The 23,311-nt window shown below is 65.8% G+C and carries 20 protein-coding genes; 13 read left to right on the forward strand and 7 right to left on the reverse strand.

Features of this window, described 5'->3' with window-relative positions; genetic code table 11:
- Positions 1-67: 67 nt before the first annotated feature.
- Together GJ698_RS01130 and GJ698_RS01135 are read right to left on the reverse strand one after the other, a co-directional pair.
- Positions 68-1,054 carry a FecR domain-containing protein gene (locus GJ698_RS01130; RefSeq protein WP_208023747.1) on the reverse strand — a complete coding sequence of 329 codons (987 nt, stop codon included), beginning with the start codon at positions 1,052-1,054 and terminating at the stop codon, positions 68-70.
- Entirely contained in the window at positions 1,044-1,556 is a 513-nt protein-coding gene (locus tag GJ698_RS01135; protein ID WP_154355747.1) for a sigma-70 family RNA polymerase sigma factor, read from the reverse strand. The genes GJ698_RS01130 and GJ698_RS01135 overlap by 11 nt, the downstream gene beginning before the upstream one ends.
- A gap of 168 nt (positions 1,557-1,724) precedes the next feature.
- Here GJ698_RS01135 and GJ698_RS01140 point away from each other — a divergent pair, with 168 nt between their 5' ends.
- From GJ698_RS01140 to GJ698_RS01155, 4 genes are all read left to right on the forward strand, one after another.
- A complete protein-coding gene (locus GJ698_RS01140) occupies positions 1,725-4,181 on the forward strand; it encodes a TonB-dependent siderophore receptor (RefSeq protein WP_166454770.1) in 2,457 nt (818 codons plus the stop codon).
- A 9-nt stretch (positions 4,182-4,190) separates the two neighbouring features.
- Entirely contained in the window at positions 4,191-5,258 is a 1,068-nt protein-coding gene (locus tag GJ698_RS01145; protein ID WP_154355749.1) for a YncE family protein, read from the forward strand.
- A gap of 72 nt (positions 5,259-5,330) precedes the next feature.
- A complete protein-coding gene (locus GJ698_RS01150) occupies positions 5,331-5,852 on the forward strand; it encodes a sigma-70 family RNA polymerase sigma factor (RefSeq protein ID WP_371865094.1) in 522 nt (173 codons plus the stop codon).
- Complete coding sequence (locus GJ698_RS01155; protein ID WP_166454771.1) at positions 5,849-6,844, forward strand: FecR domain-containing protein; 996 nt, start codon at positions 5,849-5,851, stop codon at positions 6,842-6,844. The genes GJ698_RS01150 and GJ698_RS01155 overlap by 4 nt, the downstream gene beginning before the upstream one ends.
- Here the strand turns inward: GJ698_RS01155 and GJ698_RS01160 are convergent.
- Positions 6,841-8,991: a TonB-dependent receptor gene (locus tag GJ698_RS01160; RefSeq protein ID WP_154355752.1), complete on the reverse strand. Its 2,151-nt coding sequence runs from the start codon at positions 8,989-8,991 to the stop codon at positions 6,841-6,843. The two genes, GJ698_RS01155 and GJ698_RS01160, sit on opposite strands and share 4 nt — an antisense overlap.
- Positions 8,992-9,193: 202 nt before the next feature.
- On the opposite strand from GJ698_RS01160, the gene GJ698_RS01165 reads away from it, so the two are divergent.
- Entirely contained in the window at positions 9,194-9,700 is a 507-nt protein-coding gene (locus GJ698_RS01165) for a Fur family transcriptional regulator (protein WP_166454772.1), read from the forward strand.
- On the opposite strand, the gene GJ698_RS01170 is transcribed toward GJ698_RS01165, so the two are convergent.
- Both GJ698_RS01170 and GJ698_RS01175 read right to left on the reverse strand, forming a co-directional pair.
- Positions 9,624-12,683, reverse strand: coding sequence for an efflux RND transporter permease subunit (locus tag GJ698_RS01170; RefSeq protein ID WP_154355754.1), 3,060 nt, complete (start codon positions 12,681-12,683; stop codon positions 9,624-9,626). The two genes, GJ698_RS01165 and GJ698_RS01170, sit on opposite strands and share 77 nt — an antisense overlap.
- Entirely contained in the window at positions 12,680-13,828 is a 1,149-nt protein-coding gene (locus GJ698_RS01175) for an efflux RND transporter periplasmic adaptor subunit (protein ID WP_154355755.1), read from the reverse strand. The genes GJ698_RS01170 and GJ698_RS01175 overlap by 4 nt, the downstream gene beginning before the upstream one ends.
- A 111-nt stretch (positions 13,829-13,939) precedes the next feature.
- Here GJ698_RS01175 and GJ698_RS01180 point away from each other — a divergent pair, with 111 nt between their 5' ends.
- The 6 genes from GJ698_RS01180 to GJ698_RS01205 all read left to right on the forward strand — a co-directional run bounded on the left by GJ698_RS01180 (position 13,940) and on the right by GJ698_RS01205 (position 18,118).
- Positions 13,940-14,599, forward strand: coding sequence for a response regulator transcription factor (locus tag GJ698_RS01180; RefSeq protein WP_154355756.1), 660 nt, complete (start codon positions 13,940-13,942; stop codon positions 14,597-14,599).
- Entirely contained in the window at positions 14,596-15,900 is a 1,305-nt protein-coding gene (locus GJ698_RS01185) for an ATP-binding protein (RefSeq protein WP_154355757.1), read from the forward strand. Before GJ698_RS01180 ends, GJ698_RS01185 begins: the two co-directional genes overlap by 4 nt.
- A 10-nt stretch (positions 15,901-15,910) precedes the next feature.
- Positions 15,911-16,552: a VTT domain-containing protein gene (locus GJ698_RS01190; RefSeq protein ID WP_208023749.1), complete on the forward strand. Its 642-nt coding sequence runs from the start codon at positions 15,911-15,913 to the stop codon at positions 16,550-16,552.
- Between the two features lie 56 nt (positions 16,553-16,608).
- Positions 16,609-16,968 (forward strand): CC0125/CC1285 family lipoprotein, encoded by a 360-nt coding sequence (locus GJ698_RS01195; protein ID WP_154355758.1) that lies wholly within the window; start codon positions 16,609-16,611, stop codon positions 16,966-16,968.
- 306 nt (positions 16,969-17,274) lie between these two features.
- Complete coding sequence (locus GJ698_RS01200) at positions 17,275-17,799, forward strand: Csu type fimbrial protein (RefSeq protein ID WP_154355759.1); 525 nt, start codon at positions 17,275-17,277, stop codon at positions 17,797-17,799.
- 34 nt (positions 17,800-17,833) lie between these two features.
- Positions 17,834-18,118, forward strand: a complete 285-nt coding sequence (locus tag GJ698_RS01205; RefSeq protein ID WP_154355760.1) for a hypothetical protein — start codon at positions 17,834-17,836, stop codon at positions 18,116-18,118.
- On the opposite strand, the gene GJ698_RS01210 is transcribed toward GJ698_RS01205, so the two are convergent.
- Together GJ698_RS01210 and GJ698_RS01215 are read right to left on the reverse strand one after the other, a co-directional pair.
- The gene (locus GJ698_RS01210) at positions 18,102-19,724 is read right to left on the reverse strand and encodes a tetratricopeptide repeat protein (protein ID WP_154355761.1); all 1,623 of its coding nucleotides are present in this window, start codon (positions 19,722-19,724) and stop codon (positions 18,102-18,104) included. The two genes, GJ698_RS01205 and GJ698_RS01210, sit on opposite strands and share 17 nt — an antisense overlap.
- A 57-nt stretch (positions 19,725-19,781) precedes the next feature.
- Positions 19,782-20,792 (reverse strand): YncE family protein, encoded by a 1,011-nt coding sequence (locus GJ698_RS01215; RefSeq protein ID WP_154355762.1) that lies wholly within the window; start codon positions 20,790-20,792, stop codon positions 19,782-19,784.
- A 174-nt stretch (positions 20,793-20,966) separates the two neighbouring features.
- On the opposite strand from GJ698_RS01215, the gene GJ698_RS01220 reads away from it, so the two are divergent.
- Both GJ698_RS01220 and GJ698_RS01225 read left to right on the forward strand, forming a co-directional pair.
- Positions 20,967-22,121 (forward strand): ATP-grasp domain-containing protein, encoded by a 1,155-nt coding sequence (locus GJ698_RS01220; RefSeq protein ID WP_154355763.1) that lies wholly within the window; start codon positions 20,967-20,969, stop codon positions 22,119-22,121.
- Entirely contained in the window at positions 22,114-23,286 is a 1,173-nt protein-coding gene (locus GJ698_RS01225) for an ATP-grasp domain-containing protein (RefSeq protein ID WP_208023750.1), read from the forward strand. The genes GJ698_RS01220 and GJ698_RS01225 overlap by 8 nt, the downstream gene beginning before the upstream one ends.
- The last annotated feature ends 25 nt before the right edge of the window (positions 23,287-23,311 follow it).

Here is a 23,311-nt window from a genome sequence, read left to right on the forward strand (position 1 = left end):
AGAAGACTGCTTCATCTTCTGAATCGAAGTGCCCGGTCAAAAGCGGAACCTCCGCTGCAAAATATTTTTACTTCGGGTCGATGGTGGTCCACCACGGCAGCGTGTGCTGCACACGGATCGGCAGCACGCTCTCCAGCATCGCCAGTGTGCGCTCGGGATCGCGCAGCGGGTAGCCGCCGAGCACGCGCAGCTCGGCTACTTGCGGCGCCACGCCGATGTGGCCGCGATGGTAGCGGCGCAATTCCGCCACCAGGTCCTTGAGCGGAATGTCGGCGGCCAGCAGCACGCCACGGGTCCAGGCTTCGCGCGCCGGATCGGCGGCAACGGTGGGCTGGATCTGTGCATTGTCGAAGCGCACCTGGCTGCCGGCGCTAATGATGCGCAGCGCGCCTTGTCCGGTGCGTACTTCCACCGCGCCCTGGTAGACCGCCAGCAGGGTGGTGTCGCCGTCGAGTCGCACGGTAAAGCGGGTGCCCAGCGCGCGCAGGCGGCCATGGCGGGTAGTGGCGACAAACGGCCGCGCGTCATGGGCGGTTTCGATCAGCATTTCGCCGCCCAGCAGGTCGACGCGGCGCAGGGCCGGCTGGTAGTCGGCATTCAACGCACTGGCCGTGTTGAGCCAGATGCGGGTGCCGTCGGCCAGCGCGATGTCGCGGATTTCGCCGGTGCCGGTGTGATGGTCGGCCGACCAGGCCAGCGTCAGTTCCGGCAGCGGACTGTGGCGCCAGCCGGCCCAGCCCAGCAGGCCGGTGCCGGCCAGCGCCACGATGCCGCGCAGCAGATGGCGGCGGCCGTGGCGTGTCTGGCGCACCTGCGTCAGGGCGGCGGCTGCGGCGCGGCGGTTTTCCGGCGTCTGCACCGGGGCAAAGCGGCGGCTGATGGATTCGGCGTAGGCCCAGGCGGCGCGATGCTCGGGCGACTGCGCCAGCCAGCTTCGCCAGTCGGCGCGGTCCTGTTCGGTGGCGTCGCCGGAGCGCAGCAGGGCGAACCAGTCGGCCGCGTGCTGCATCGCTGCGTGCGATGGCGTGGTGTCAGGTGCGGCGTCAGGCGGCATTGGCGGCCCAGCGCGCTTCCAGCTGCATGCAGTGCAGCATCGCCTGCGCCATGTACTTGCGCACCATGCGGTCGGACACGCCCAGTTCGGCGGCGATCTGCTTGTCGGTCATTTCCAGCACGATGCCCATCACGAAGGCGCTGGCGACGTTGGGCGGCAGCTTGCGCAGCATGGCGTCAACCGCTGTCAGCGCTTGCAGCACGATGGCGCTGTGTTCGGCGGAGCAGGTGAACGACTCCGGCTGGGCGGCGAGGGCGTCCAGCCAGGCCTGTTCCACTTCGCGGCGGCGCCACAGGTCCACGCACAGGCCGCGCGCGACCGTGCTCAGGTAGGCGCGCGCGCCGTCGAAACTGTCGAAACTGCGCGGCTTGACCAGCAGGCGGATAAAGGCGTCATGGGCCAGGTCGGCGGCGTCGCCCTGGTTGCCGAGGCGGCGCTGAAGCAAACTGTACAGCCAGCCGTGATGGGCGGAATACAGGCCGTCGACGTTCTCAGCATTCATTGCCTGCATTCGGCACCTGCCATTTTATCTGTGAATAAGAATCATTCCATTTTAAAGTATCAGCAGAAATAGCGCAATAATGGCGTTTTTTTGGCGCAAAAGGTTCCCTTTTGCCGCGCTGTGGTGTCAAGGCAGGCAATCATCAACTGATACGAAATGGATTTCAGCATGTCCGCATCACGTTTCCTCCTGTTACGTCCACTGACCCTGTCGATCCACCTGGCCTGCATCGGCCTGGCGCTTGCCGGTACGGCAGGCGCGCAGACCCAGGCAACCGCCGCTGCGGCCAGGCGCTTCGATGTGCCGGCCGGACCGTTGGGCGTGGCGCTGCGGCAGTTTGCCGACCAGGCCAATATCCTGCTGTCCTCGGACACGCGCCTGACGCAGGACAAGAACAGTCCCGGTCTGCACGCGGTGACGACGCCGGCGCAGGGCTTGCAACAGCTGTTGAGCGGCAGCGGCCTGGCGGCGGTGGCGCAGGCCGACGGCAGCTTTGTGCTGCGCGCGGCGCCGCCCGCGACGCCAGCGCCAGGTGCGGCGGCACCGGCGACGGCGCCGGTGATGATGGTGGAAGTGGTGGTGCTGGGCGAACGCTCGACGCAGGCGGATGGCAGCTACCGCCCTGTACCCAGCAAATCCGCGCTGCACTCGGACATGAGCACGCTGGATGCGCCACAGGTGCTGAACGTGGTGGCAGCCCAGGTGATCAGCGACCAGCGCCCGCGCAATCTGGACGATGCGCTGTCCAACGTCAGCGGCATCACCCAGGGCAACACGCTGGCCGGCACGCAGGACACCATCATGAAACGCGGCTTCGGCGGCAACCGCGACGGCTCCATCATGCACAACGGCATGCCGCTGGTGCAGGGGCGCGGCATGAACGCCGCCGCCGAAAGCGTGGAGGTGCTGAAAGGCCCGGCCTCGCTGTTATACGGCATCATGGACCCGGGCGGCGTGATCAACGTGGTCAGCAAGAAGCCGCTGCTGGAGCAGAGCACCAGCCTGTCGGTGCTGGCGTCCACCTACGGCGACGGCAAGGACGGCGCCGGCGTCACGCTGGACAGCACTGGCGCCATCGGCACGGCCGGCCTGGCGTACCGCGTGATCGTCGATCACGTCAACGAAGATTACTGGCGCAATTTCGGCCGCCACCGCGAGACGCTGTTTGCGCCGTCGCTGGCCTGGTACGCCAAGGATACGCAGGTGGTGCTGTCCTACGAGCACCGTCAGTTCCTGTACCCGTTCGATCGCGGCACGGCGCTTGATCCGCGCACCAATGCGCCGCTGGACATTCCCATCACGCGCCGCCTGGACGAGCCGTTCAACGCCATGGATGGCCGTTCCGACCTGGGCCAGCTGACCGTCGACCAGCAACTGAGCAAGGAATGGAAGGCCCACCTGGGCGTCAGCTACAACCGCGAAGTGTATGACGCCAACCAGTTGCGCGTGAACGGCGTCAACGTCGCTACCGGCACGCTGGTGCGCAGCAATGACGCCACGCATGGCGCCATTTCCACCGACAGCTACGGCCTGTTCTACCTGCAGGGCTCGCTGAACCTGGGCGGCCTGCACCACGAAATGCAGATCGGCAGCGACATCGAATACCGCCGCATTTTCCGCGCCGACCTGCTGCGCCAGGCCACCACCAGCACCTTTTCGTACCTGAATCCGGTGTACGGCAAGGAGGCGCCGTCCGCCACCGTATCGGCCAGCGACAGCGACCAGAGCGACCAGCTGCACGACAAATCGGTGTTCGCGCAGGACAGCATCTACCTGACCGACCGCTGGATCGTCTCCGCCGGCGTGCGCTACCAGGATTACCAGCAGATCGCCGGGCGCGGCCGTCCGTTCACGGCCAATACCAATACCGACAGCTCGAAATGGCTGCCGAAAGCCGGCGTGGTGTACAAGCTGTCGCCGACCTGGTCGCTGTACGGCAGCTATACCGAATCGCTGAAGCCGGCATCGACCATCGCGCCGCTGAGCACCGGCGTGGTGATCGACTCGGCGGTGCTGCCGGAGCAGGCCAAGGCCTGGGAGGCCGGCGTCAAGCTGGCCAATCCGGCCGGCTTTTCGGGCAGCCTGGCGCTGTTCAACATCGACAAGAAGAACGTGCTGGTCTCGCAGTTCAACGACACCACCAAGCTGACCGACTGGCGCACGGCCGGCGCGGCGCGCGCGCGGGGACTGGAAGCCGATATCTCGGGCCGTCTGAGCCGCAGCTGGAACCTGATCGGCAGCTACGCCTACACCGACGCCATTACCACGCAAGACCCGCTGTACCAGGGCTTCCGCCTGTGGAACGTGGCGCGCCAGACAGCCTCGCTGTCGGCCGCCTACGACGCCGGCGCGATAGTTGGCGACGACAAGCTGCGTACCGGCATCGGCGCACACTACATCGGCAAGCGCGCCGGCGACTCGGCCAACAGCTTCATGCTGCCGGCCTACACCGTGGCCGACGCCTTCGCCACCTACGACACCCGCATCGGCGGCCGCAACGTGCGCTTTCAGCTGAACGTCAAGAACCTGTTCGACCGTCATTACTACCCATCCAGCGTCAACAAGTACTTCGTGTCGGTGGGCGACGCGCGTCAGGTTTCGCTGCTGACCACGCTGGACTTCTAAGGAGACGTCATGACCGCATTGCACCTCACCGCATCCCGGTTGCTGGCTGGCCTGATGCTGGGACTGGCCGGCATGGCGGCCCATGCCGGCGACGGTCTGCTGGCCCGCATCGAGCACAGCGCCGTCCTGCCCGGTAGCGGCCATAGCTGGGGTTTCGCCGCGCTGGACCCGTCGCGGCCCTACCTGTGGATCGCCCGTCGCGAAAACGGCCTGACGGTGTACGACGTCGCCCGCCGGCAGCCGGTGCGCGCGGTGGAGGGCGCTGCGGGCGCGAACGGCGTGGCTTTCGCGCCGGACGCCGACCGTGCCTATGTCGCCAATACCGACGGCACGCTGGGCATCGTGCGGCTGTCGGATATGCGACAGCTGCGCCGCCTCGCCGTCAGCGACGCCAACCTGAACAGCGCCTTGCTGGAGCCGGTCAGCGGCAAGGTGTGGCTGACCAGCGGGCGCCGGGCGTCGCGTTCGACCATCTATGTGCTCGATCCGGCAAGCGACAGCATCGTGGCGGCGCACGATTTCGACATCAAGAAAATTGATCCGCCGCTGGCCCTGGGCGACGGTTCGGTGATGGTGCCGATGCGCGACGAAGGCAAGCTGCTGCGGCTGGCCGGCGACACGCTGGCGGTGCAGTCCACCTGGAGTTACCCGGACTGCAAGCAGCCAAGCGCGCTGGCCGTGGATCAGCGTCAGCGACGCCTGTTCGTCGCCTGCCGCGGCGAGCGGCCGGTGCTGGTGGTGGCCAACCTGGACAGCGGGGCGCAGGTCGCCTCGCTGCCGATCGGCCACGCCGTCAATGCGCTGGCGTATGACGCCGGCCGCCGGCTGATCCTCGCTCCCAGCGGCGCCGACAGCAATCTGACCCTGGTGCGCCAGGACGACGCCGACCACTACACGCCGCTGGGCTACGTGGCGACCCGCACCTGGGCCCACAACATGGCCTACGACCCGCGCGACGGCCTGGCCTACCTGCTGACGATGGACGTGACCCAGCCTGCCACGCCGCCGGGCGGCGCCAAACGCGACCCGGTATTCCATCCGGATACCTTCACCGTGCTGAGCGTGCGCGTGGAATGACACGGCAGGGATTTACACGCAGCGTGTTTTATGTGAGAATGATTATCATTAACTTTGATAAATCACGCTGCTGTGTTCACCGCACCTCATCCTTCCGCCCAAGATGCCTTTTCCCATATCTACCGGGATCATCATGGCTGGCTGCTTAACTGGCTCTGGCGCAAGCTGGGCTGCCGCAGCGGCGCGGCGGATCTGGCGCAGGACACCTTCACCCGCGTGTTGACGGCCGACGCCGCCGGCAGCCTGCGCGAGCCGCGCGCCTATCTGAGCCGGGTGGCGAACAATCTGCTGGCCAATCACTGGCGCCATCTGGGCCTGGAGCGCGAGTACCTGGCCGCCCTGGCCAGCCAGCCGGAACTGCTGGCGCCGTCGCCCGAGGAGCAGGCGCTGATGATGGAAACCCTGTACCGCATCGACGCCATGCTGCAAGGCCTGTCCGACAAGGCGCGCCAGGTATTCCTGATGGCGCAGCTTGAAGGCTTGCCATACGCCGCCATCGGATCGCGCCTCGGCATTTCAGAACGCATGGTCAAGAAATACATGGCGCAGGCCATGTTCGAATGCGCGCTGGCGCTGCCGGCCGACGCCGCATGAGTTCGGCCGCGACCGAGACTGCACAGGAGCATGCCGTCCTGCGGCAGGCGGCCGAATGGTTCGCCGTCCTGTACGCCGATGACGCCAGCGCGGCCGAGCGCGAAGCATGGCAGCGCTGGCTGGATGCGGCGCCAGAGCACCAGCTGGCATGGCAGAAAATTGAAGCGGTCAACCAGCAGTTCGGCATGCTGCCGTCCGAGCCGGCCTTGGCCGCGCTGAAAACTCCCCATACGCGCCGCTCGGCCGCGAAGAAAATCCTGCTGCTGGCCACCACGGTTGCGCTGGGCGCGGCCGTATCGCGGCGCGACAGCCGCGAATACATGGCCGCGCTGGCGGCCGGCGAGCGCACCGCCGTCGGCGAGATGCGCCAGCTGGCGCTGGCCGATGGTTCCGATCTGTGGATGAATACCGACAGCGCGCTGGACATCGACTTTGCCGCCGGCCTGCGCCGCGTCGCCCTGCATCGCGGCGAAATCCTGCTGCACAGCGGGCACGATCCGGTTCGCCCGGCGCGGCCGCTGGTGGTCGATCTGCTGGGCGGACGCCTGACGGCGCTGGGCACGCGCTTCAGCGTGTTCCGTTCCGGCGCCGCCGCGCGCCTGGCGGTATTCGAAGGGTCGGTGCGGATTGATCTGGACGCGGGCCACTCGCTGACCGCAGCGGCCGGAACGCAGATGCATTTTGGCGCCGACTGGATCGGCGCCGCCGAAGCGGCCGACGAACAGCAAAGCGCCTGGACGCGCAAGCGGCTCAGCGTCGACGGCATGCGTCTTGGCGATTTTGTCGCCACGCTGGCACGCTACCGGCGCGGCCACCTCGGCTGCAATCCGGCCGTGGCCGACTTGCTGCTGACGGGCAGCTATCCCCTGGACGATCTGGACCGCATTCTGGCGGCGCTGGAGAAATCGCTGCCGGTGCGGGTGCACCGGGTCATGCCTTGGTGGGTGACCGTGGAGCCTGCCGGCATGGCGCCGGCAGGCCGCGCCACCTAGAAGTTGGCGTGCAGGCTGACGCGGTAGGCGCGCGGCGAACCTGGGGTGATGTTGTTGTCACCGTTGGCGTACAGGTAGTACTTCTTGTCGGTCAGGTTCTCGACATTGACCTGCAGCTTGTAGTTGGCGTTGATCGTATAGAACAGCGCTGCATCCACCCGCGTGTAGCTTGGCAGCACCACCGTGTTGCTGGTCGACGCAAACATATCGTCGCGGCGGATCAGGCCCAGACCGGCGCCGACGGCCTGCGTGAAGTCATAGCGGTTCCACAGCGACAGCGTGTTCTTCGGCACCATGCCGACGATGGCGCCGTTCAGCGCGGTTGACGAGGCGGTCGCCAGCAGCTTGGCGTCCTGGTGCGCGTAGCCGCCGTTGATGCTCCATGCCCTGGTGATCTTGCCGTTGATGCCGATTTCGACGCCATTGGTGCGCTGGCCGTCGACCAGGCGATCGGCGATGCCGGTGGCTGGATTCACCACCGCCACGTTGTTGCGGTTCAAACGGTACACGGCCAGCGTGGCCAGCAGGTCCGGCGCGACTTCCAGCTTGCCGCCGATTTCATAGTTGATGAATTTTTCCGGCTTCAGGCCCTGGTTGATGCTGGTCAGGCTGCTCAGTTGGTCGCCGCCGCGCGGGAACGAGGCCACGCTGTAGTTGGCGTAAATCGTCGCGGCCTGCATCGGCTTGTACACCAGGCCAAGGCGTGGCGACACCAGGTTGTCCTTGCTCGACAGGTCGGCGGCGCTGGCCGGAATGGCGCGCAGGCCGGCCGCCACGTTGTTGTGGTAGTCGAGCTTGAAGCTGTCGTAGCGCAGGCCGGCGATCAGCTGCCATTGCGGCGTCAGCTCGATCTGGTCCTGGATGTAGACGCCGGCGATCTTGGCGGTGCTGTTGCCGTCGCGGTCGGCGCTGCCGCCGCCCAGCACGTAGTTGACCGGCAGCGAGCCGTCCGGGCTGGCCAGCGGCACGTTGATCGAGGCGGTGTTGTTGGAGAACAGACCGGTCATGCGCAGGTAGTCGGTGTCCTGCTTGCCCAGTTCCAGGCCGGTCAGGATCTTGTGCCTGACGCCGCCGGTGTCGAGGTCGAAGGTCAGGTCGGTCTGGTTGAACAGGTTCTTGCGCCACTGGTGGTTGTTGTAGGCCGAAATCGGCACCGTGCCGGCTTTGACGTTGACCGCGCCGGCGTTGTAGTTCTGGTAGAACTTGTCGTAGTCGGTGTAGCGCGTCTTGTTCGACAGGTGCACGCCGCCGCCGAAGTCATGGTCGATGACGGCGCTGAAGGCGTTCGAGTTCAGGCGGGTAGGGCGGCTGTCCGGGCTGGCGTCGCCGAAGAAGGCGTCCACCGGCAGGTCCATCGGCACGCCGTTCAGCGACGGCACGCCGCGGTCGGCGGCGCGCTTGTCTTCAAAGTGCTCGAAGCCCAGCACGATATTGGTGTCCTTGCCTGGGCGGATCGCCACGGTCGGATTGATGCCCGAGCGTTTCAGCGTGGCGTTGCGCTGGTAGCCTTCCGAATCTTCCACCAGGCCGGTGACGCGCAGCGCCACGGTGTCGTTGATCGCCTGGCCGACATCGACCGTCAGGCGGCGGTTCTTGTAACTGCCCAGCGTGACGTCGGCCGAACGCACCGGCGCGCCGAAGTTGGCCTGCTTGGTGACGCGGTTGATCACGCCGCCCGAACCGCCACGGCCGAAGATCATCGCGTTCGGGCCGGTCAGCGCTTCCACCTGCTCGACGTTGTACAGGTCGCGGTAGTACTCGACGTCGTCGCGCACGCCGTCGATGTAAAAGTCGCCGGAGGCGTTGGAGCTGCCGCGGAAGATCGGCGCATCGCGGTTGCCTTCGCCGTTGGCCATGCCGATGCCCGGCACGTAGCGCGCCACGTCGGCCATGCTCTGCATGCTCAGATCCTTGATCAGCGCCTGATTGATGACGGTGACGGTTTGCGGCAGGTCGCGGATGGCGGTGTCGGTCTTGGTGCCGGCGCTGGTGCGTTTGACCAGGTAGTCGTCCTGGACGGCCTGGCCGGTCACGGTGACGCTCGGCAGGGTGGTGTCGACCGGTTCGGCGGCGTGGGCGGTGGCGGCGAAGGCCAGCTGCAGCGCAAGTGCCAACGTGGTGACGCGGGGGAGATTGGTATTTTTCATGTCGATTCAATCTAAATATAAATGAGAACGAATCGCATTATTGTTTGCGAATTGGCGGCGAAACAACGAAAGAATTATATTTTTGGCATCCGTGGCAGGGGCGCAACTTTTTAATGCTGCGTTAATTCTCCGTTAGCTACCATCCGCCTCCAACGCGGCCAGATAGTGGGCTGACCGCATGAACCTGGGATACGAGAGAGTTATGGAGAACGCACCAACCACCAGCGGCGATTCGCAGGTGTTCGCGCAGTTGCGCAAACTGGGGCTGCGCCCCACCAGCGCCCGTGTTTGTGTGTTGCAGGTATTGAATGAGCATGTGCATGAATCGCTGCCGGCCGAACGCATCTTCCTGCTGTTGATCGAGATCGGCATCAGCGTCAGCCTGGGCACGATTTACCGCGTGCTGAACGAGCTGGAACAGCGCGGCATGGTGCACAAGGAATGGTATGCGCTGGACCCGGCCGGCAAGTCGCGCTACGTGCTGGCGTCGGCGGTGGTGGCGCCGATCGCCTGTCAGCTGCTGTGTCCGTCCTGCGGCCGCAGCCACAGCGTGACGGACAAGCTGTTCCTGGAAGCGCTGCAGCGCCAGGCGCGCGCCGGCGGTTTCGATCAGGGCCTGGCGTCGGCCGTGATCAGCATTCCTTGTAATCAGTGCGCCAGCGCGGCGCCGCACCCAGTTGTTCAAACGCCAGGAACAGCACCGGCGTAATAAACAGCGTGATCAGCTGCGAGAACAGCAGCCCGCCGACAATCGCGATGCCGAGCGGCTGGCGCAGCTCGGCGCCGGCGCCCAGGCCCAGCGCGATCGGCAGCGCCCCCATGATGGCGCACAGCGTGGTCATCATGATGGGACGGAAGCGCAGCAAACAGGCCTGCCGCACCGCATCCAGCGGCGTGGCGCCATCACGCTGCGCCACCAGCGCGAAGTCGATGATCATGATGGCGTTCTTCTTGACCACGCCGACCAGCAGCAGTATCCCGATCATGGCGATGAAGCTCAGTTCCAGCCCCGCCAGCCGCAGCGCCAGCAGCGCACCCACCGCTGCCGACGGCACGCCGAGCAGGATCGTGACCGGATGCACCCAGCTCTCGTACAGCATGCCCAGCACCACGTAGATCACCGCGATGGCGATGGCGATCAGCCACAACTGGCTGTTCTGCGATTGCTGGAACAGCGCGGCGGCGCCGGCGTAGGTGCCGAAAATCGACGTCGGCAGGCCGATGCGCTGCTGCGCGGCGGCGATGGCGGCGGTGGCGTCGGACAGCGACTTGCCGGGCGCCAGATCGAACGAGATGGTCACTGCCGGCAACTGGCCCTGGTGGTTGACCGCCATCGTGCCGCGTCCGCGTCCCACCTCGGTGAAGGCGCGCAGCGGCACCAGCGCGCCGCCGGCGTTGCGCACATGGACCTTGGACAGGCTGCTTTCGTCGCGGCGGTACTGGTCGGCCAGCTCCATGATGACCTGGTAGCTGTCCTCCGGCGCGTAGATGGTCGACACCTGGCGCGTGCCGTAGGCGGCGTACAGCGTGTTGCGCACCGTGGCCATGTCCACGCCCAGCGTGGCGGCCTGCTCGCGGTCGACGCTCAGTTGCGCATCCATGCCGTCGTACTGGGCGTCGCTGTTGACGCCGACCAGCACGTCGCCGCGCTTGAGTTCATCCATCAGCCGCTTGGCCCACTGGTTCAGGTCGCCCGGCGTGACCGCCTGCAGCGTGTACTGGTAGGTGCTCTTCGACGACCGGCCGCCGACCTTCAGGTTCTGCACCGGACTGAAGAACACCTTGATATTGGGCAGAAAGCTGGTTTCCTGGCGCAGCCGCGCCAGCACCTGCGCCATCGGCGGATGGACGTCGTGCAGCGTGATGTAGAAATTGGTGGTGTCGTGGTCGACCTTGGCGGCAACGTCGCGCACGGCGGGATCGGCCATGATCACCTGTTGCAGCTGCCGCAGCACGGCCAGCCGGCCTTCGTACGACATGTCCTGCGGCGCATCGACGTTGCCGGAGACCTGGCCGGTGTCTTCCTGTGGGAAGAAGCCGCGCGGCGCGCTCATGTACAGCCAGCCGGTCAGCGCGAAGGTGGCCAGGGCCACCAGCAGCACCGGCAGGCGGTGCACCAGCGCCCGTTCCAGCAACCGCGCATAGCCGGCCAGCAGGCGGGAGAAGCCGGCTTCGAAGGCGCGGCTCCAGGCCGGCGCCGGCGCATGCAGCTGCGCCACCTTGATGAACCTGGGCACCAGCAGCGGGATCAGCGTCAGCGAGGCGGCGGCCGACACCAGCACCGCCAGCGCGACAACAATCGCGAATTCATGGAACAGCAGGCCGATGGTGCCGGGCATGAAGAAGATGGGAATGAACACCGCCATCAGCGACACCGAAATCGACACCACGGTGAAGGCCACCTCGCGGGTGCCCTGGATGGTGGCGGCGCGAGGGTCCATGCCGTCCTCGATATGGCGCATGATGTTTTCCAGCACCACGATGGCGTCATCCACCACCAGGCCGACCGCGATGGTCAGGCCCATCAGCGAGATATTGTCCAGGTTCAGGTTCAGCGCGAACATCAGGCCGAAGGTGCCGAGCAGCGAGACCGGCAGGCTGATCGCCGGGATCAGCGTGGCCATCAGCTGGCGCAGGAACAGCAAGATCACCAGCACCACCAGCGCGATGGTCAGCAGCATGGTCAGGTTGACGTCGTGGATGGCGTTGCGGATTGAGATCGAGCGGTCGTTCAGCAACTGGATGCGCACCGAGCCGGGCAACTGGCTGGCCAGGCGCGGCATCATGGCGCGGATGGCGTCGACCGTGGCCACGGTGTTGGCGTCCGGCTGGCGCTGCACTTGCAGCAGGATGGCGTCGCGGCCGTTGATGGTGCTGCTGTTCTGGGTGTTCTCGATGCTGTCCTGCACGGTGGCGAAGTCGCTCAGGCGCACCGGACGGCCGTTGCGGCTGGCGACGATCAGCGGCGCGAAATCGGCGGCCTTCATCAGGCCGGGCGGCAGGTGCAGCGTCATCATCTGGCGCGGGCTGTCCAGCTGACCCAGCGGCGCGTTGGAATTGGCGGCTTTCAGCGCGGTGCTGACTTCATCCAAGGTCAGGTCCAGCGCGGCCAGGCGGTCGGGATCGACTTCGATGCGCACGGCGTAGCGTTTCTGGCCGTTGACCGTTACCTGCGCCACGCCGTTCAGGGTGGACAGCGCGGGCACGATCAGGTTGTCGGAATAACTGTTCAGCTCGGACAGACGCAGCGACGGCGAATCCAGTCCGATCAGCAGGATGGGCGCGTCGGCCGGATTGACCTTGCGGTAGGACGGCGGCGTGGTCATCTCGGCCGGCAGCGAGCGCGTCGCGCGGTACAGCGCGGCCTGCACGTCGCCGGCGGCGGCGTCGATGTTGCGGCTGGCGTCGAATTCCAGCGTGATCTGGGTTTCGCCCTGGATGCTGCTGGAGGTGGTGGCCAGCAGGCCGGGAATCGAAGTGAACTGCTTTTCCAGCGGCGTCGCCACCGAGCTGGACATGGTTTCCGGACTGGCGCCGGACAGGCGCGCGCTGACCTGGATGGTGGGCGTGTCGTAGGTCGGCAGGGCGGCCAGCGGCAGTTGCAGCCAGCAGGCGACGCCGCCGACGATGACGGTCAGCCAGGCCAGCAGCGTGGCGATCGGGCGTTGCAGGCAGAAGGCGGCGATATTCATTGCTTGCCGTCCGTTGCCTTGGCTGCCGAGGTCGGCGCGACGGCGTTGTCGATGTGGATGGCGTCGCCGGAGCGCAGATTGGCGCCGCCTTCCAGCACCACCAGGCTGCCGCCCGCCAGGCCGGCCACCACCGCCTGTCCATCCTGCACCCGCAGCAGGCTGACCGGCTTGCGCAGCGCCTTGTTGTCGGCGCCGGCCAGGTAGACGAAGCGTCCGTCAGGCCCTTCCAGCACCGCCTGGGGCGGCAGCGTCACGGCGTTGCGGTCGGCACCGGCCAGCACCGTCACGCGGGCGTAGGCGCCCGGCCACAGGTTGTTGCGCGGATTCGGCATGCTGGCCTTCAGACTGATGGTGCCGCTGTCGGTGTTGACCACGTTGTTGATGAAGGTGAGCTCGCCATCCACCGGCTTGCCGTCCGGGCTTTCCAGCTGCACGCGCACCGGACCCTGGGCGCGCGCGGCCAGGATGGGCGCCAGGTACTGTTCAGGCAGATTGAATTCGACGCCGATCGGCGCGAACTGCACCAGCGTCACCAGCGGCGCGGTGGCGCTGGTCTGCGCCAGGCTGCCCGGATGCACGGCCACCGCGCCGGTGCGGGCCGCCACCGGCGCCATGATGCGGGTGTGGGTCAGCACCACGCGGGCGCTGTCGATGTCGGCCTGCGCCGCCTTCAGCTGCGCCTGCAGGGCCTCGACCTTGCTGGCGGCCGTGTCGACCGCGCTGGAGGTGATGAACTGCGACTTCACCAGCTCCGACGAGCGGCCGTAGTCGCGCTTGGCGTCGGCCAGCTGGGCGCGGATCTGCGCCGCCTGCGCCTCGTTGCGCTGGAGCTGGGCGCGGGCGTCGGTGTCGTCCAGCGTGAACAGCAGCTGCCCGGCCCTGACGTCGTCGCCCTCCTTGAAGTGGATGCCGACGATGGTGGCGGTCAGCTGCGGCCGCACCTCGACCTGGTTCAGCGCCACCAGGTGGCCTTGCGCCGTCAGTTCCAGCGGCAGATCCTGCTGGCGGGCGACGGTCACGCTGACCAATGGCGGCGGCTTGACGGCGGCAGGCTGGGAAGTTTTGGCGCGCAGCGCGTAGGCCAGGGAGGCGCCGGCGGCAAGCAGCAGCGCGGCGAGGAGCAGGGGACGTTTGAGTATCAGCATGCACCGATGTTAGTCGGCGCAGGGTTAAACCATTATTAAAGCGTCGCGTTAATACGCTGTTAATGAAGCGTTTCGTACACTGCCAGGCAGGTAATGAAACGAGGTGCGGTGATGCGGTTGCTCTTGATAGAAGACGATCCGATGATCGGCGAAAGCATGGAAGAAGTGCTGCGCAAGGAAAATTACGCGGTCGACTGGGTGCGCGACGGCGACAACGGCCTGCTGGCGCTGCGCCAGAACGTCTACGACCTGCTGTTGCTGGATTTGGGCCTGCCGAAGAAGCAGGGCATGCAGGTGCTGCGCCAGTACCGCGCCCATGGCGGCGGCGTGCCGGTATTGATCGTCACCGCGCGCGACGCCACCGCCTCGCGCGTCGAAGGGCTGGACGCTGGCGCCGACGACTACCTGGTCAAGCCGTTCGACGTCGACGAACTGCTGGCGCGCATCCGTGCGCTGCTGCGGCGCGGCAAGGCGCCGAACCAGGCGGTGGTGAGTCATCGCGGCCTGCAGGTCGACATGGCCGGCCACATCGCCAGTTTCAACGGCGTGCCGCTGCATCTGCCGGCGCGCGAATTCGCCGTGTTGCGCGCCTTGCTCGACGCGCCCGGCAGCGTGGTGTCCAAGAGCCAGCTGGAGGAACGCATCTACGGCTGGGGCGAGGAAATCGAGAGCAACACCATCGACGTCTACATCCATCATCTGCGCAAGAAGCTGGGCACCGGCTTTATCCAGAACATCCGTGGCGTCGGCTACAAGCTGGCCGCCGCATGAAAACCATCCGCACCCGCCTGCTGCTGGGGCTGATGACCGGGGCGCTGGGCTGCACGCTGGCGGCCGTGATGCTGCTGTACATGCTGGCCGACCACGAGGCCGACGAGCAGTCGGACCAGCGCCTGCGCCAGCTGGCGTGGTCGCTGCCGCTGCAATCGCCGGTGCCGTGGCGGCTGCCGCACGAAAACGATCCGGACGACCAGTTCGACGTGCAGGCCTGGAATGTCGCACGGCTGCCGGTGCACCGCTCGCTGCGGGCGCCGGCGCTGCCATTGCCGCAGCCGCAGGGCTATGTCACGGTGAGCTACAACGGTGAGCGCTGGCGCGTGTACTCAGATGTTGTGGCGGGCTACCACGTGCAGGTGTCGCAGCCGATCGCCATCCGCCAGCGGGTGGCGATGCACATGGCGCTGCGCATCGTGCCGCCGCTGCTGTTGCTGCTGCCGGCGATGGCGATCCTGATCTGGGTCGTGGTCGGCCGCGCGCTGAAACCATTGCAGCGGCTGACCCACGCGGTGCGCGGCCGCACGCCGACCGCGCTGCAACCGCTGGAATCCGATGGCCTGCCGCCGGAACTGTTGCCGATCGTGGCCGCCCTGAACGGGCTGCTGCGCAAGGTCGATGACGCCATCAGCGCCCAGCGCAATTTCGTCGCCGATGCGGCGCACGAGCTGCGCTCGCCGCTGACGGCGCTCAAGCTGCAGCTGCAGCTGGCCGAACGCGCCGAGGACGACCACAACCGCCAGAGCGCGTTCCGCAAGCTGCACGAACGGCTCGACCGCGCCACGCACCTGGTGCAGCAGCTGATGACGCTGGCGCGCCAGGAGCAGGGCGCCTCGCCGCCGGTGTGCGTCGATTGCGACCTGCTGACGATCGCCCGCCAGGTGGTGGCCGACCACGCCATCTACGCCGACAGCCGGCGCATCGACCTCGGCGTCAGCGCTGACGCCCGGAGCAGCCGCGTGAGCGCGCATGCCGAAGGGCTGGCCGTCATGCTGAGCAATCTTGTCGACAACGCCCTGCGCTACACGCCGCAAGGCGGACGGGTCGACGTGACGGCCGGGCAGGAGCACGGCCGCCCCTACCTGCGGGTGCGCGACAACGGCCCCGGCGTGCCGGAGGCCGACCGCGCGCGCGTGTTCGACCGCTTCTACCGTCCCGACGGCAACGAGGTCTGGGGCTGCGGGCTCGGACTCTCCATCGTCAAGAGCGTCGCCGACGCCCACCTGGCCACGCTGCTGCTGGAGAGCGGCGGCGATGGGCGCGGCCTGGTGGTGACCGTCTTCTTTCCATCTAATTAGAGGAGTACCGATGCAAGAGCTGCTGGCCACCTTCATGGCCTGGTTTATTCACCTGGACACGCATTTGCTGGAACTGATCGGCACGCATGGCGACTGGGTGTACCTGATCCTGTTCCTGGTGATCTTTGTCGAGACCGGCGTGATCGTCATGCCCTTCCTGCCGGGGGACTCGCTGCTGTTCATCGCCGGCGCGCTGGCGGCCAAGGGCTGGCTCGATCCGTGGCTGCTGCTCGGCCTGCTGTTCTGCTCGGCCGTCAGCGGCGATGCCTTGAACTTCGCCATCGGCGCCTGGTTCAAGCGGCGCGCGCTGGACACCAGCCGCATTCCGCTGGTGAAGCCGGAGCATATAGAACAGACGCACCAATTCTTTGTCCGCCACGGCGGCAAGACCATCATCCTGGCGCGCTTCGTACCGATCGTGCGCACGCTGGCGCCGTTCGTGGCGGCCCTGGGCGCCATGCCGGCGCGCGTGTTCTTCACCTATAACGTGGCCGGCGGTTTGCTGTGGACCGGCAGCCTGCTGCTGGCCGGTTATGTATTTGGCGGCATTCCGTGGGTCAGCCAGAACCTGACGGCGGTGGTGCTCGGCATCGTGCTGTTGTCGGTGATGCCGGCACTGGTTGGGTGGCTGCGCCAACGATCAAAGCAATAGCGTAGACTGGCGGAATGCTGGTTTCCGCATAGAGGATTTCTATTCAGGAGTAAGGCATGAAAAACACATTTACTTTCATTTTTGCAGCCACCGCACTGCTGGCGGGCTGCGCCACCGAATATCACCCCCGCAACAGCGAGGGCGGCTACAGCGAGACGGCGATGGAGCCGGGCGTGTGGCGCGTCAAGGTCGACGCCACGCCCTATACCATGCCGCAGCAGATCCAGGATTACTCCCTGCTGCGCAGCGCCGAGCTGACGCTGCAGCATGGCTACAGCCACTTCACGCTGTCGGCGCCGCCTGGTCCCGAGGTGGTGGTGCGCATGTTCAAGCAGCGTCCGTCCGACGTCACGCAATACGACGCGCGCGCCGTGTGCGACAGGCTGGGAACGCTGTACGAAGTGCAATGCAAGTAGCGAATTTGCTACGCCAACAGACTATTTGAAAATATTTTTGCGAAATTCTCTTCCAGCAAAAGTTTTGTCTCGTTGCAGCAAAGCATGATTATTTTTCTTGGGCAATAATACGTCCATACGCTGACTCACCGCTACAAAGCAAACGAGAAAGCCGAAAAGCAGCAGAGCAGCAACTGTATCGGCCGGGCCCCATGACAACAGCCCGGTCTTCCGCCTCCCCGGCGGGCAGAACAACTCCCAAGCAGCGAGTTGAGCTACAAAAAATCCCTTAAAAATTTTTGTATATCTCAATCTTAGGAGTTAGCCATGAACACCACTCGCCGCGCACCACGTTTCGCCGTTATCGCCTTCGTTACCGCTTCGCTGATCGCCAGCCTGTCCAGCGCCGCTGTGTACAGCAACGGCAGCAAAACCGCCAACTTCGACGTAACGCTGAAAATCATCGCTGACTGCATCATCTCCGCCAACCCGCTGGACTTCGGCCAGTCGCAAGGTGTGCTGGCTACCAACGTCACGGTCAACAGCACCCTGAGCGTCACCTGCACCAACACCACCCCATACAACGTCGGCCTGAACGCCGGCACCGGCGTCGGCTCCACCACGGCCGCCCGTTTGATGAGCGGCACCGGCGCCAACACCAGCACCGTGGCCTACAACCTGTTGCAATCGTCGGGCGGCTCCAACTGGGGCAACACCCAGGGCACCGACACCAAATCGGGCGTAGGCACCGGCGTTGCGCAAGCGCTGACCGTGTACGGTGTTGTGCCAGCACAGGCTACGCCGCAACCAGACACCTACAAATCGACCATCACCGCTACCGTGTACTTCTGATTGTTGTTCCCCGCACTACACATGAGGAGCAATCATGAATACACGATTTCAATGGCTGTCGCCGGCCATTCCGGAAGAAGAGCATTCGCAGGTTGAACGGCTGGTTGTCGAGGCCCTGCAGGTAGCGGATTTCCTGGAGCACGAGCGTCGCAGCCTGCTGGTGCGCTTCATTCCGGACAGCCCGGTCTGTTCTTCGCTGGTCGCCACGATCGAAGAGGAACGCACCGGCAAGCTGCTGGGTGTGGTGGAAACGCCACGCAACGACGCGCAGATCAAGCTGACGTCGGCGGCTGCAGCAACCTCTAACGATCTGCCTTGACGGCGGCGTCGGCCGCCAGCAGCGAGGCACGGCGTGGTTCGTCCGCCGTTGTAGCGATCGCCAGCAGCTGCCGGTAATAAGTCTGTGCCGCGCGCGCATCGCCGGAGCGGCTTGCCGCCAGCGCCGCATCGTACAGCGACCAGTAGCGGTTCGGATGCCGGACCAGTACCGCCTTGAATTGCACCAGTGCCTGCGCTGGCTGCGCCATGTCCAGCAACAGCTCGCCCAGCATCTCCCGCGCCGGCACGAACGGCCCCGGCGTGATCGAGGCCAGCTCCGTGACATCTTCCATTTCCGCAGCGCGGGTCAAGGTGGCAAGCGCCTTGGCGTTGTCGCCGCTGGTCTGCGCCAGTTGCGCTGCCACTTCCAGCCGTTGAATCTCCGCCTGATCGGACCAGTAGCCATCCCTGGCGCCGCGCAGCCGTTCGCGGATTTCGGCCAGCGTGTCGATGGCTTCTTGCGCCACCTCGGTATTGCCCAGGTGCGCCGCGCCGAGGCCGCGCGTGAACATCGTGATCGCATCGGCGTAGGGGAAGGGACTGGCGCGTGGCGTCAGCGCCATCGCCGCCGTCCAGTCGCGGCGCTCCAGGCAATAGCGCGCCGGAATTGCGGCGTTGGCGAAAAATGCCGCCGATGCCGGCGCCGCGCCGTTGGCATTGGCTGGATCGAAACGCTTGAACGTCTGCGCCGACGCCAGCACCAGCTTGCTGGCCGCCTGGTCCTGAGCGGTTTGAAGATAGGCGTAGACCATGTAGTCGCTGGCGTGCAACTCATCCGCCGGCTGGCCGGCTTTGCGCGCCGCCTCCGCCGATCCCATGTTGGTAGCGATCGATGCCTGCCAGTCGCCCACGCGGGTGAAAGTGTGCGAGGGCATGTGCAGCGCGTGCGGCGTGGCCGGCGCGATGGCGCCGTAGCGGCGCGCGGCTTGCGCTGCGCGCGCCGCCAGTTCCGGTTCGTCGTAGGCGTGGATGATGTAGTGCGCCAGTCCGGGATGGTCGGGATACTGGACGAACAGCGCTTCCAGCAGCGCGCCGGCCTTGAGCTGTTTCACAAAGTGTTTGTCGGCCGGATCGGCCGCCGCCGCCAGCGCCAGCGCGTAGAAGATGCGCGCTTCGATATCGTCCGGATAGTCGGCGCTGACCTTGGCCATCGCTTTCTCATACGCGTCGAGACGGGCCGATTGCGGGATCTGCGCACTGTCGGTGTAGAGATGGGCCACGGCGTCCAGATACGCCCGCTCGCGCGCCGTGGCCGGCGCCTTGGCCCGGCCTGCCTCCACCGCCCGCAATCCCTGCGCCAGCTGGCCCGGGGATTTGAAGTTGGCGAACGGATTGCTCCAGCTGCTCAGGGAAATGCCCCAGTAGGCGATGGTGCAGCCGGGATCCCTGGCGAGGATGGCGCGGAAGCTGTCGATCGCGGGACCGAACTGGAACGAGTGCATCAGCGCCACCGCCCGGTTGAATTCCGGCTGCACCGAAGGCATGCACGAGGTATCGAAGCGTACCGTGCCGAGCGCTGGCATGGCGTCGTGGTGTTCGTGCTGCGCCCAGGTGCAGGGTACGGCCAGCATGAAGAAAACGCCCGCAGCGGCGGCGGTGAGTCGCATGGATATCTCCGGTAGGTGGGAGTACCTCTGCAGTCTAAACCCGATTGCCGCGGTGCGCTAGCGCACGTCGAACACCTGCAAGCCCGCCTGCGCCGCTTGCGGCCCCTTGGTGTGCACCACGTAAAGGCGGTGCAGCGACGGCACATATTGCGCGGTTTTGCCGCCCAGCGTATCGACATGCTGCTCGATGGCGTAGTGATCGGGCGTCGTGGCGCTGATCACGTCCAGCCCGCCGGCGCCGGCGATGTACAGGCGGCGGTTCGCGTCGTCGACGATGATTTCATCCGAGGTTTCGACGATGTCCATGGTTTGCACCACCTTGCCGTCGGCGCCATCCAGCACGAACAGCTTGCCCGGCCTGCGCGAGCCGACGAACAGGCGGTTGGTGCGCGGATCGAAGGCCAGTGCCGAGTTGCGGCTGGGACCGGGCACCTGCCAGATGCCGGCCAGCTTGCCGCTGGCGAGGTCGATGATGCCGATTTCATTGCGGTCGCGGAAGTTGACGAACAGGCGGTCGGTGGCCGGATCGATGGCCATCGCCTTGACCTGTTTCGCCGGCACGGCGATTCGTCCGAGCACGGCATGGTCGGCCAGCGCGATGCGGCTGATGTAGGCGTGGTCCTCGCTGGTCTTGCCGCCATTGCCGAGATAGAAAACACCCCGCTTCTCATCGACGATGCCGGAGTCCGGCTGCGCTTCGACGGCGATGCTGTGCGTGACCTTGAAGCTGGCGGTGTCGGCGATCTTCAGGCTGGCCGCGCCGGCATCGGCGATCCACAATTCCTGGCCGCCGTGGGCCAGCAGCAGCTTGTGCGGCGAGCGCGCCAGCGTGCGGTCGCTGCGCAGATGACGGCCGTCCGGCAGGCTGAATACTTCGATGGAGCCATATTCTTCGGTGGGAACGTACAACAGTCCGCGCTGGAGGTCGACATCGAAATGATCGAAGTCGCCGCCGCTGACGTCGGGCAGCGGCGTGGTCGTCAACAAACGCAGCGGATCGGCCGCCATAGCCGAGCTTGCCAGCAACAGGCTTGCCGCCAGGGCGCCCAGTTTCAACAGGGGTTTCATCTTATTCCAATCAAGGCAAGAAACCTCCCATCATGCGCCGCCGGACGCTAACGCGATCTCTCTTCCAGATTAAAAAAAGTTCATGTGAAAACGTGCTGCGGCTGTTAATTCAGCCTTAATCTTCGGCCCGATTTAATGAACGCCATCAACGTCTTACAGCAAGGAATGGAAGTGATGGATCGTTACACCAGCATGCTTAAACTCGTGCGTTTACTGGACGCCGGCCATACGCTGGATCAACTGCTCGACAGCGCAGGCGCGGAACAGGACAGCGGCCATCTGCTGATGCGCATGGCGCAGCTGTTCCAGATTTTCGGCCAGCAGGCGGAGTCGGCCGAGTTGCAACTGCAGGCGCTGCGTCAGCGTCAGCACTACCACCTGGCGGCCGATGTCCAGCCGCCGGCCTTGCGCGTGCTGGTGCTTCTGGCCGGCGGCTTCATGCTCGACAATACGCCGGTGGGATTCCTGCTCGACGGCAGCGATATCGCCTGCGAGCTGCTGTACTTCACGGAAGATACGCCGCTGCCGGCGGCGCTGCCGCCGCATGACGTGGTGTTTGTCGCCGCCGGCCACTTTGAGCGCCACCGGCCGCTGTTCGCGCGCATGGCGCCGTTGCTGGGCCAGGCCAGCGGCCCGGTGCTCAATCAGCCGCGGTCCGACTTCGGCTTCGAGCGCGACGCCCTCAACGCCCTGTTGCGCGATATTCCCGGCGTGGTGGTGCCGCACACCTATGCGGTCAGCCGGGACGAGCTTGAGTGGCTGGCCTTGCACGAGAAGGACTCGTTCCCGCTGATCGTGCGGCCGCTGCGCTCGCAGGCGGGCAAGGGGCTGGCGCGCCTGGAATTCGCGCGCGACATCGATAACTATTTGGCGGCGCAGGAAGAGGCGGTGTTCTATGTCGCGCCGTATATCGACTACCGCAGCGCCGACGGGCTGTACCGCAAATGCCGGCTGGTGCTGATGGCGGGCAAGGCTTATGTCTGCCACTATGCCATTTCCACGAACTGGGTGGTACATTACCAGTCGGCCGGCATGGAGCAAGCCGCCGACCGGCGCGAGGAAGAGGCGCGCTTCATGGCGGATTTCGACCAGGATTTCGGACTCCGCCATGGGCCCGCGCTGGAGGAAATCGGCCGCCGCATCGGACTGGACTACGTGGTGGTCGATTGCGGCGAGACCCCGGCCGGGCAACTGCTGTTCTTCGAAGCGGACAACGTCAGCTTCGTGCACGCCGTCGATTCGGTGGACATTTATCCGTACAAGCACATGCAGATGACCAAAGTATTTGCCGCCTTCCGCGCCATGCTCAAGGGAGCCGCGCATGGATGAGTTGTTGCGCGCCGCCGCCGTGCCGTTCGCACCGCTGATCGGCATGGCGCCGCCGATGCGGCGCGCCATGCAGGGCCGCGATATGGGGCCGCTGGCTGCGGCGTTGCTGCGGCGCGTACGCGACCATCCAGACGACGCCAACGGCCTGCTGGACGCCGCCGCCGTGTTGCAGCTGCTGGGACAGCCTGACGCGGCGATGCTGCTGCAACAGCGCGCGCTCGACCTGCAAACCAGCTACTCGCTGCCTGCGGAAACGCCGGAAATGGTCCTGCTGGTCATCATGGGGCCGGGCGAATTGATGTGGAATACGCCGGTGGAACTGCTGCTCGAAGGCGCCGGCGTGTCGCTCGAACTGCTGTACCTGACGGCGCACCACCCATGGCCTGAAACCGTGCCGCAGCACGATGCGATGCTGGTCGCCATGGCGGAATCGGACGCCAACCGTCCCTTGCTACGGCGGCTGGCGGAAGCCACGCCGGACTGGCCGCGTGCCGTGATCAACGCCCCTGAACGCATCGCCGCGTTGTCGCGCGACAGCGTCAGCGCGCTGCTGGCCGGAGCCGACGGCGTCGTCATGCCGCCTACCTGGCGCACCGCGCGCGAGGCTGTGCGGGACGAAGGCTATCCGCAGATCATCCGCCCAACCGACTCCCACGCCGGCCGCGACCTGGCGCTGCTCACGCATGGCGGCGAGTTGCGCCAGTACCTGGCACAGGTCGACGCCGCCGAGTTCTACCTGTCGCCATTCATCGACTACCGCAGCGCGGACGGGCTGTACCGCAAATACCGCGTCGCCCTGATCGACGGCCGGCCGTTCATCAGTCACATGGGCATTTCCTCGCACTGGATGATCCACTACCTGAACGCCGGCATGGAGCACAGCGCCGCCAAGCGCGCCGAGGAAGCCGAGCGCATGCATGACTTCGACAGCGGCTTTGCGCAGCGGCACGCGCTGGCATTGCAGCAAATTCACCAGCGCGCCGGGCTGGACTACCTGACCATCGATTGCGCGGAGACTGCCGACGGGCAACTACTGGTGTTTGAAATCGGCACCGCGATGGCGGTGCATGCCATGGATGACGAGCAACTGTTCCCGTACAAGCAGCCGGCCATGCGCAAGCTGTTTGCCGCCTTCCGCCAGATGCTCGATCGCCGGAGACGTTAATACGGCTTTAATGATCCGTGCTTTG

Origin of the sequence: Duganella aquatilis (assembly GCF_009674565.1) — a bacterium.
GTDB lineage: Bacteria > Pseudomonadota > Gammaproteobacteria > Burkholderiales > Burkholderiaceae_D > Rugamonas > Rugamonas aquatilis.

Bases quoted from the DNA above. Each gene is read 5' to 3' on its own strand.
- GJ698_RS01205 (WP_154355760.1), top strand. From the start codon at position 17,834: ATGAATACACGATTTCAATGGCTGTCGCCGGCCATTCCGGAAGAAGAG.
- GJ698_RS01155 (WP_166454771.1), top strand. From the start codon at position 5,849: ATGAGTTCGGCCGCGACCGAGACTGCACAGGAGCATGCCGTCCTGCGG.
- GJ698_RS01220 (WP_154355763.1), top strand. From the start codon at position 20,967: ATGGATCGTTACACCAGCATGCTTAAACTCGTGCGTTTACTGGACGCC.
- GJ698_RS01210 (WP_154355761.1), bottom strand. From the start codon at position 19,724: ATGCGACTCACCGCCGCCGCTGCGGGCGTTTTCTTCATGCTGGCCGTA.
- GJ698_RS01180 (WP_154355756.1), top strand. From the start codon at position 13,940: ATGCGGTTGCTCTTGATAGAAGACGATCCGATGATCGGCGAAAGCATG.
- GJ698_RS01130 (WP_208023747.1), bottom strand. From the start codon at position 1,054: ATGCCGCCTGACGCCGCACCTGACACCACGCCATCGCACGCAGCGATG.
- GJ698_RS01135 (WP_154355747.1), bottom strand. From the start codon at position 1,556: ATGAATGCTGAGAACGTCGACGGCCTGTATTCCGCCCATCACGGCTGG.
- GJ698_RS01170 (WP_154355754.1), bottom strand. From the start codon at position 12,683: ATGAATATCGCCGCCTTCTGCCTGCAACGCCCGATCGCCACGCTGCTG.
- GJ698_RS01200 (WP_154355759.1), top strand. From the start codon at position 17,275: ATGAACACCACTCGCCGCGCACCACGTTTCGCCGTTATCGCCTTCGTT.
- GJ698_RS01190 (WP_208023749.1), top strand. From the start codon at position 15,911: ATGCAAGAGCTGCTGGCCACCTTCATGGCCTGGTTTATTCACCTGGAC.
- GJ698_RS01195 (WP_154355758.1), top strand. From the start codon at position 16,609: ATGAAAAACACATTTACTTTCATTTTTGCAGCCACCGCACTGCTGGCG.
- GJ698_RS01185 (WP_154355757.1), top strand. From the start codon at position 14,596: ATGAAAACCATCCGCACCCGCCTGCTGCTGGGGCTGATGACCGGGGCG.
- GJ698_RS01140 (WP_166454770.1), top strand. From the start codon at position 1,725: ATGTCCGCATCACGTTTCCTCCTGTTACGTCCACTGACCCTGTCGATC.
- GJ698_RS01165 (WP_166454772.1), top strand. From the start codon at position 9,194: ATGGAGAACGCACCAACCACCAGCGGCGATTCGCAGGTGTTCGCGCAG.
- GJ698_RS01215 (WP_154355762.1), bottom strand. From the start codon at position 20,792: ATGAAACCCCTGTTGAAACTGGGCGCCCTGGCGGCAAGCCTGTTGCTG.
- GJ698_RS01160 (WP_154355752.1), bottom strand. From the start codon at position 8,991: ATGAAAAATACCAATCTCCCCCGCGTCACCACGTTGGCACTTGCGCTG.
- GJ698_RS01175 (WP_154355755.1), bottom strand. From the start codon at position 13,828: ATGCTGATACTCAAACGTCCCCTGCTCCTCGCCGCGCTGCTGCTTGCC.
- GJ698_RS01145 (WP_154355749.1), top strand. From the start codon at position 4,191: ATGACCGCATTGCACCTCACCGCATCCCGGTTGCTGGCTGGCCTGATG.
- GJ698_RS01225 (WP_208023750.1), top strand. From the start codon at position 22,114: ATGGATGAGTTGTTGCGCGCCGCCGCCGTGCCGTTCGCACCGCTGATC.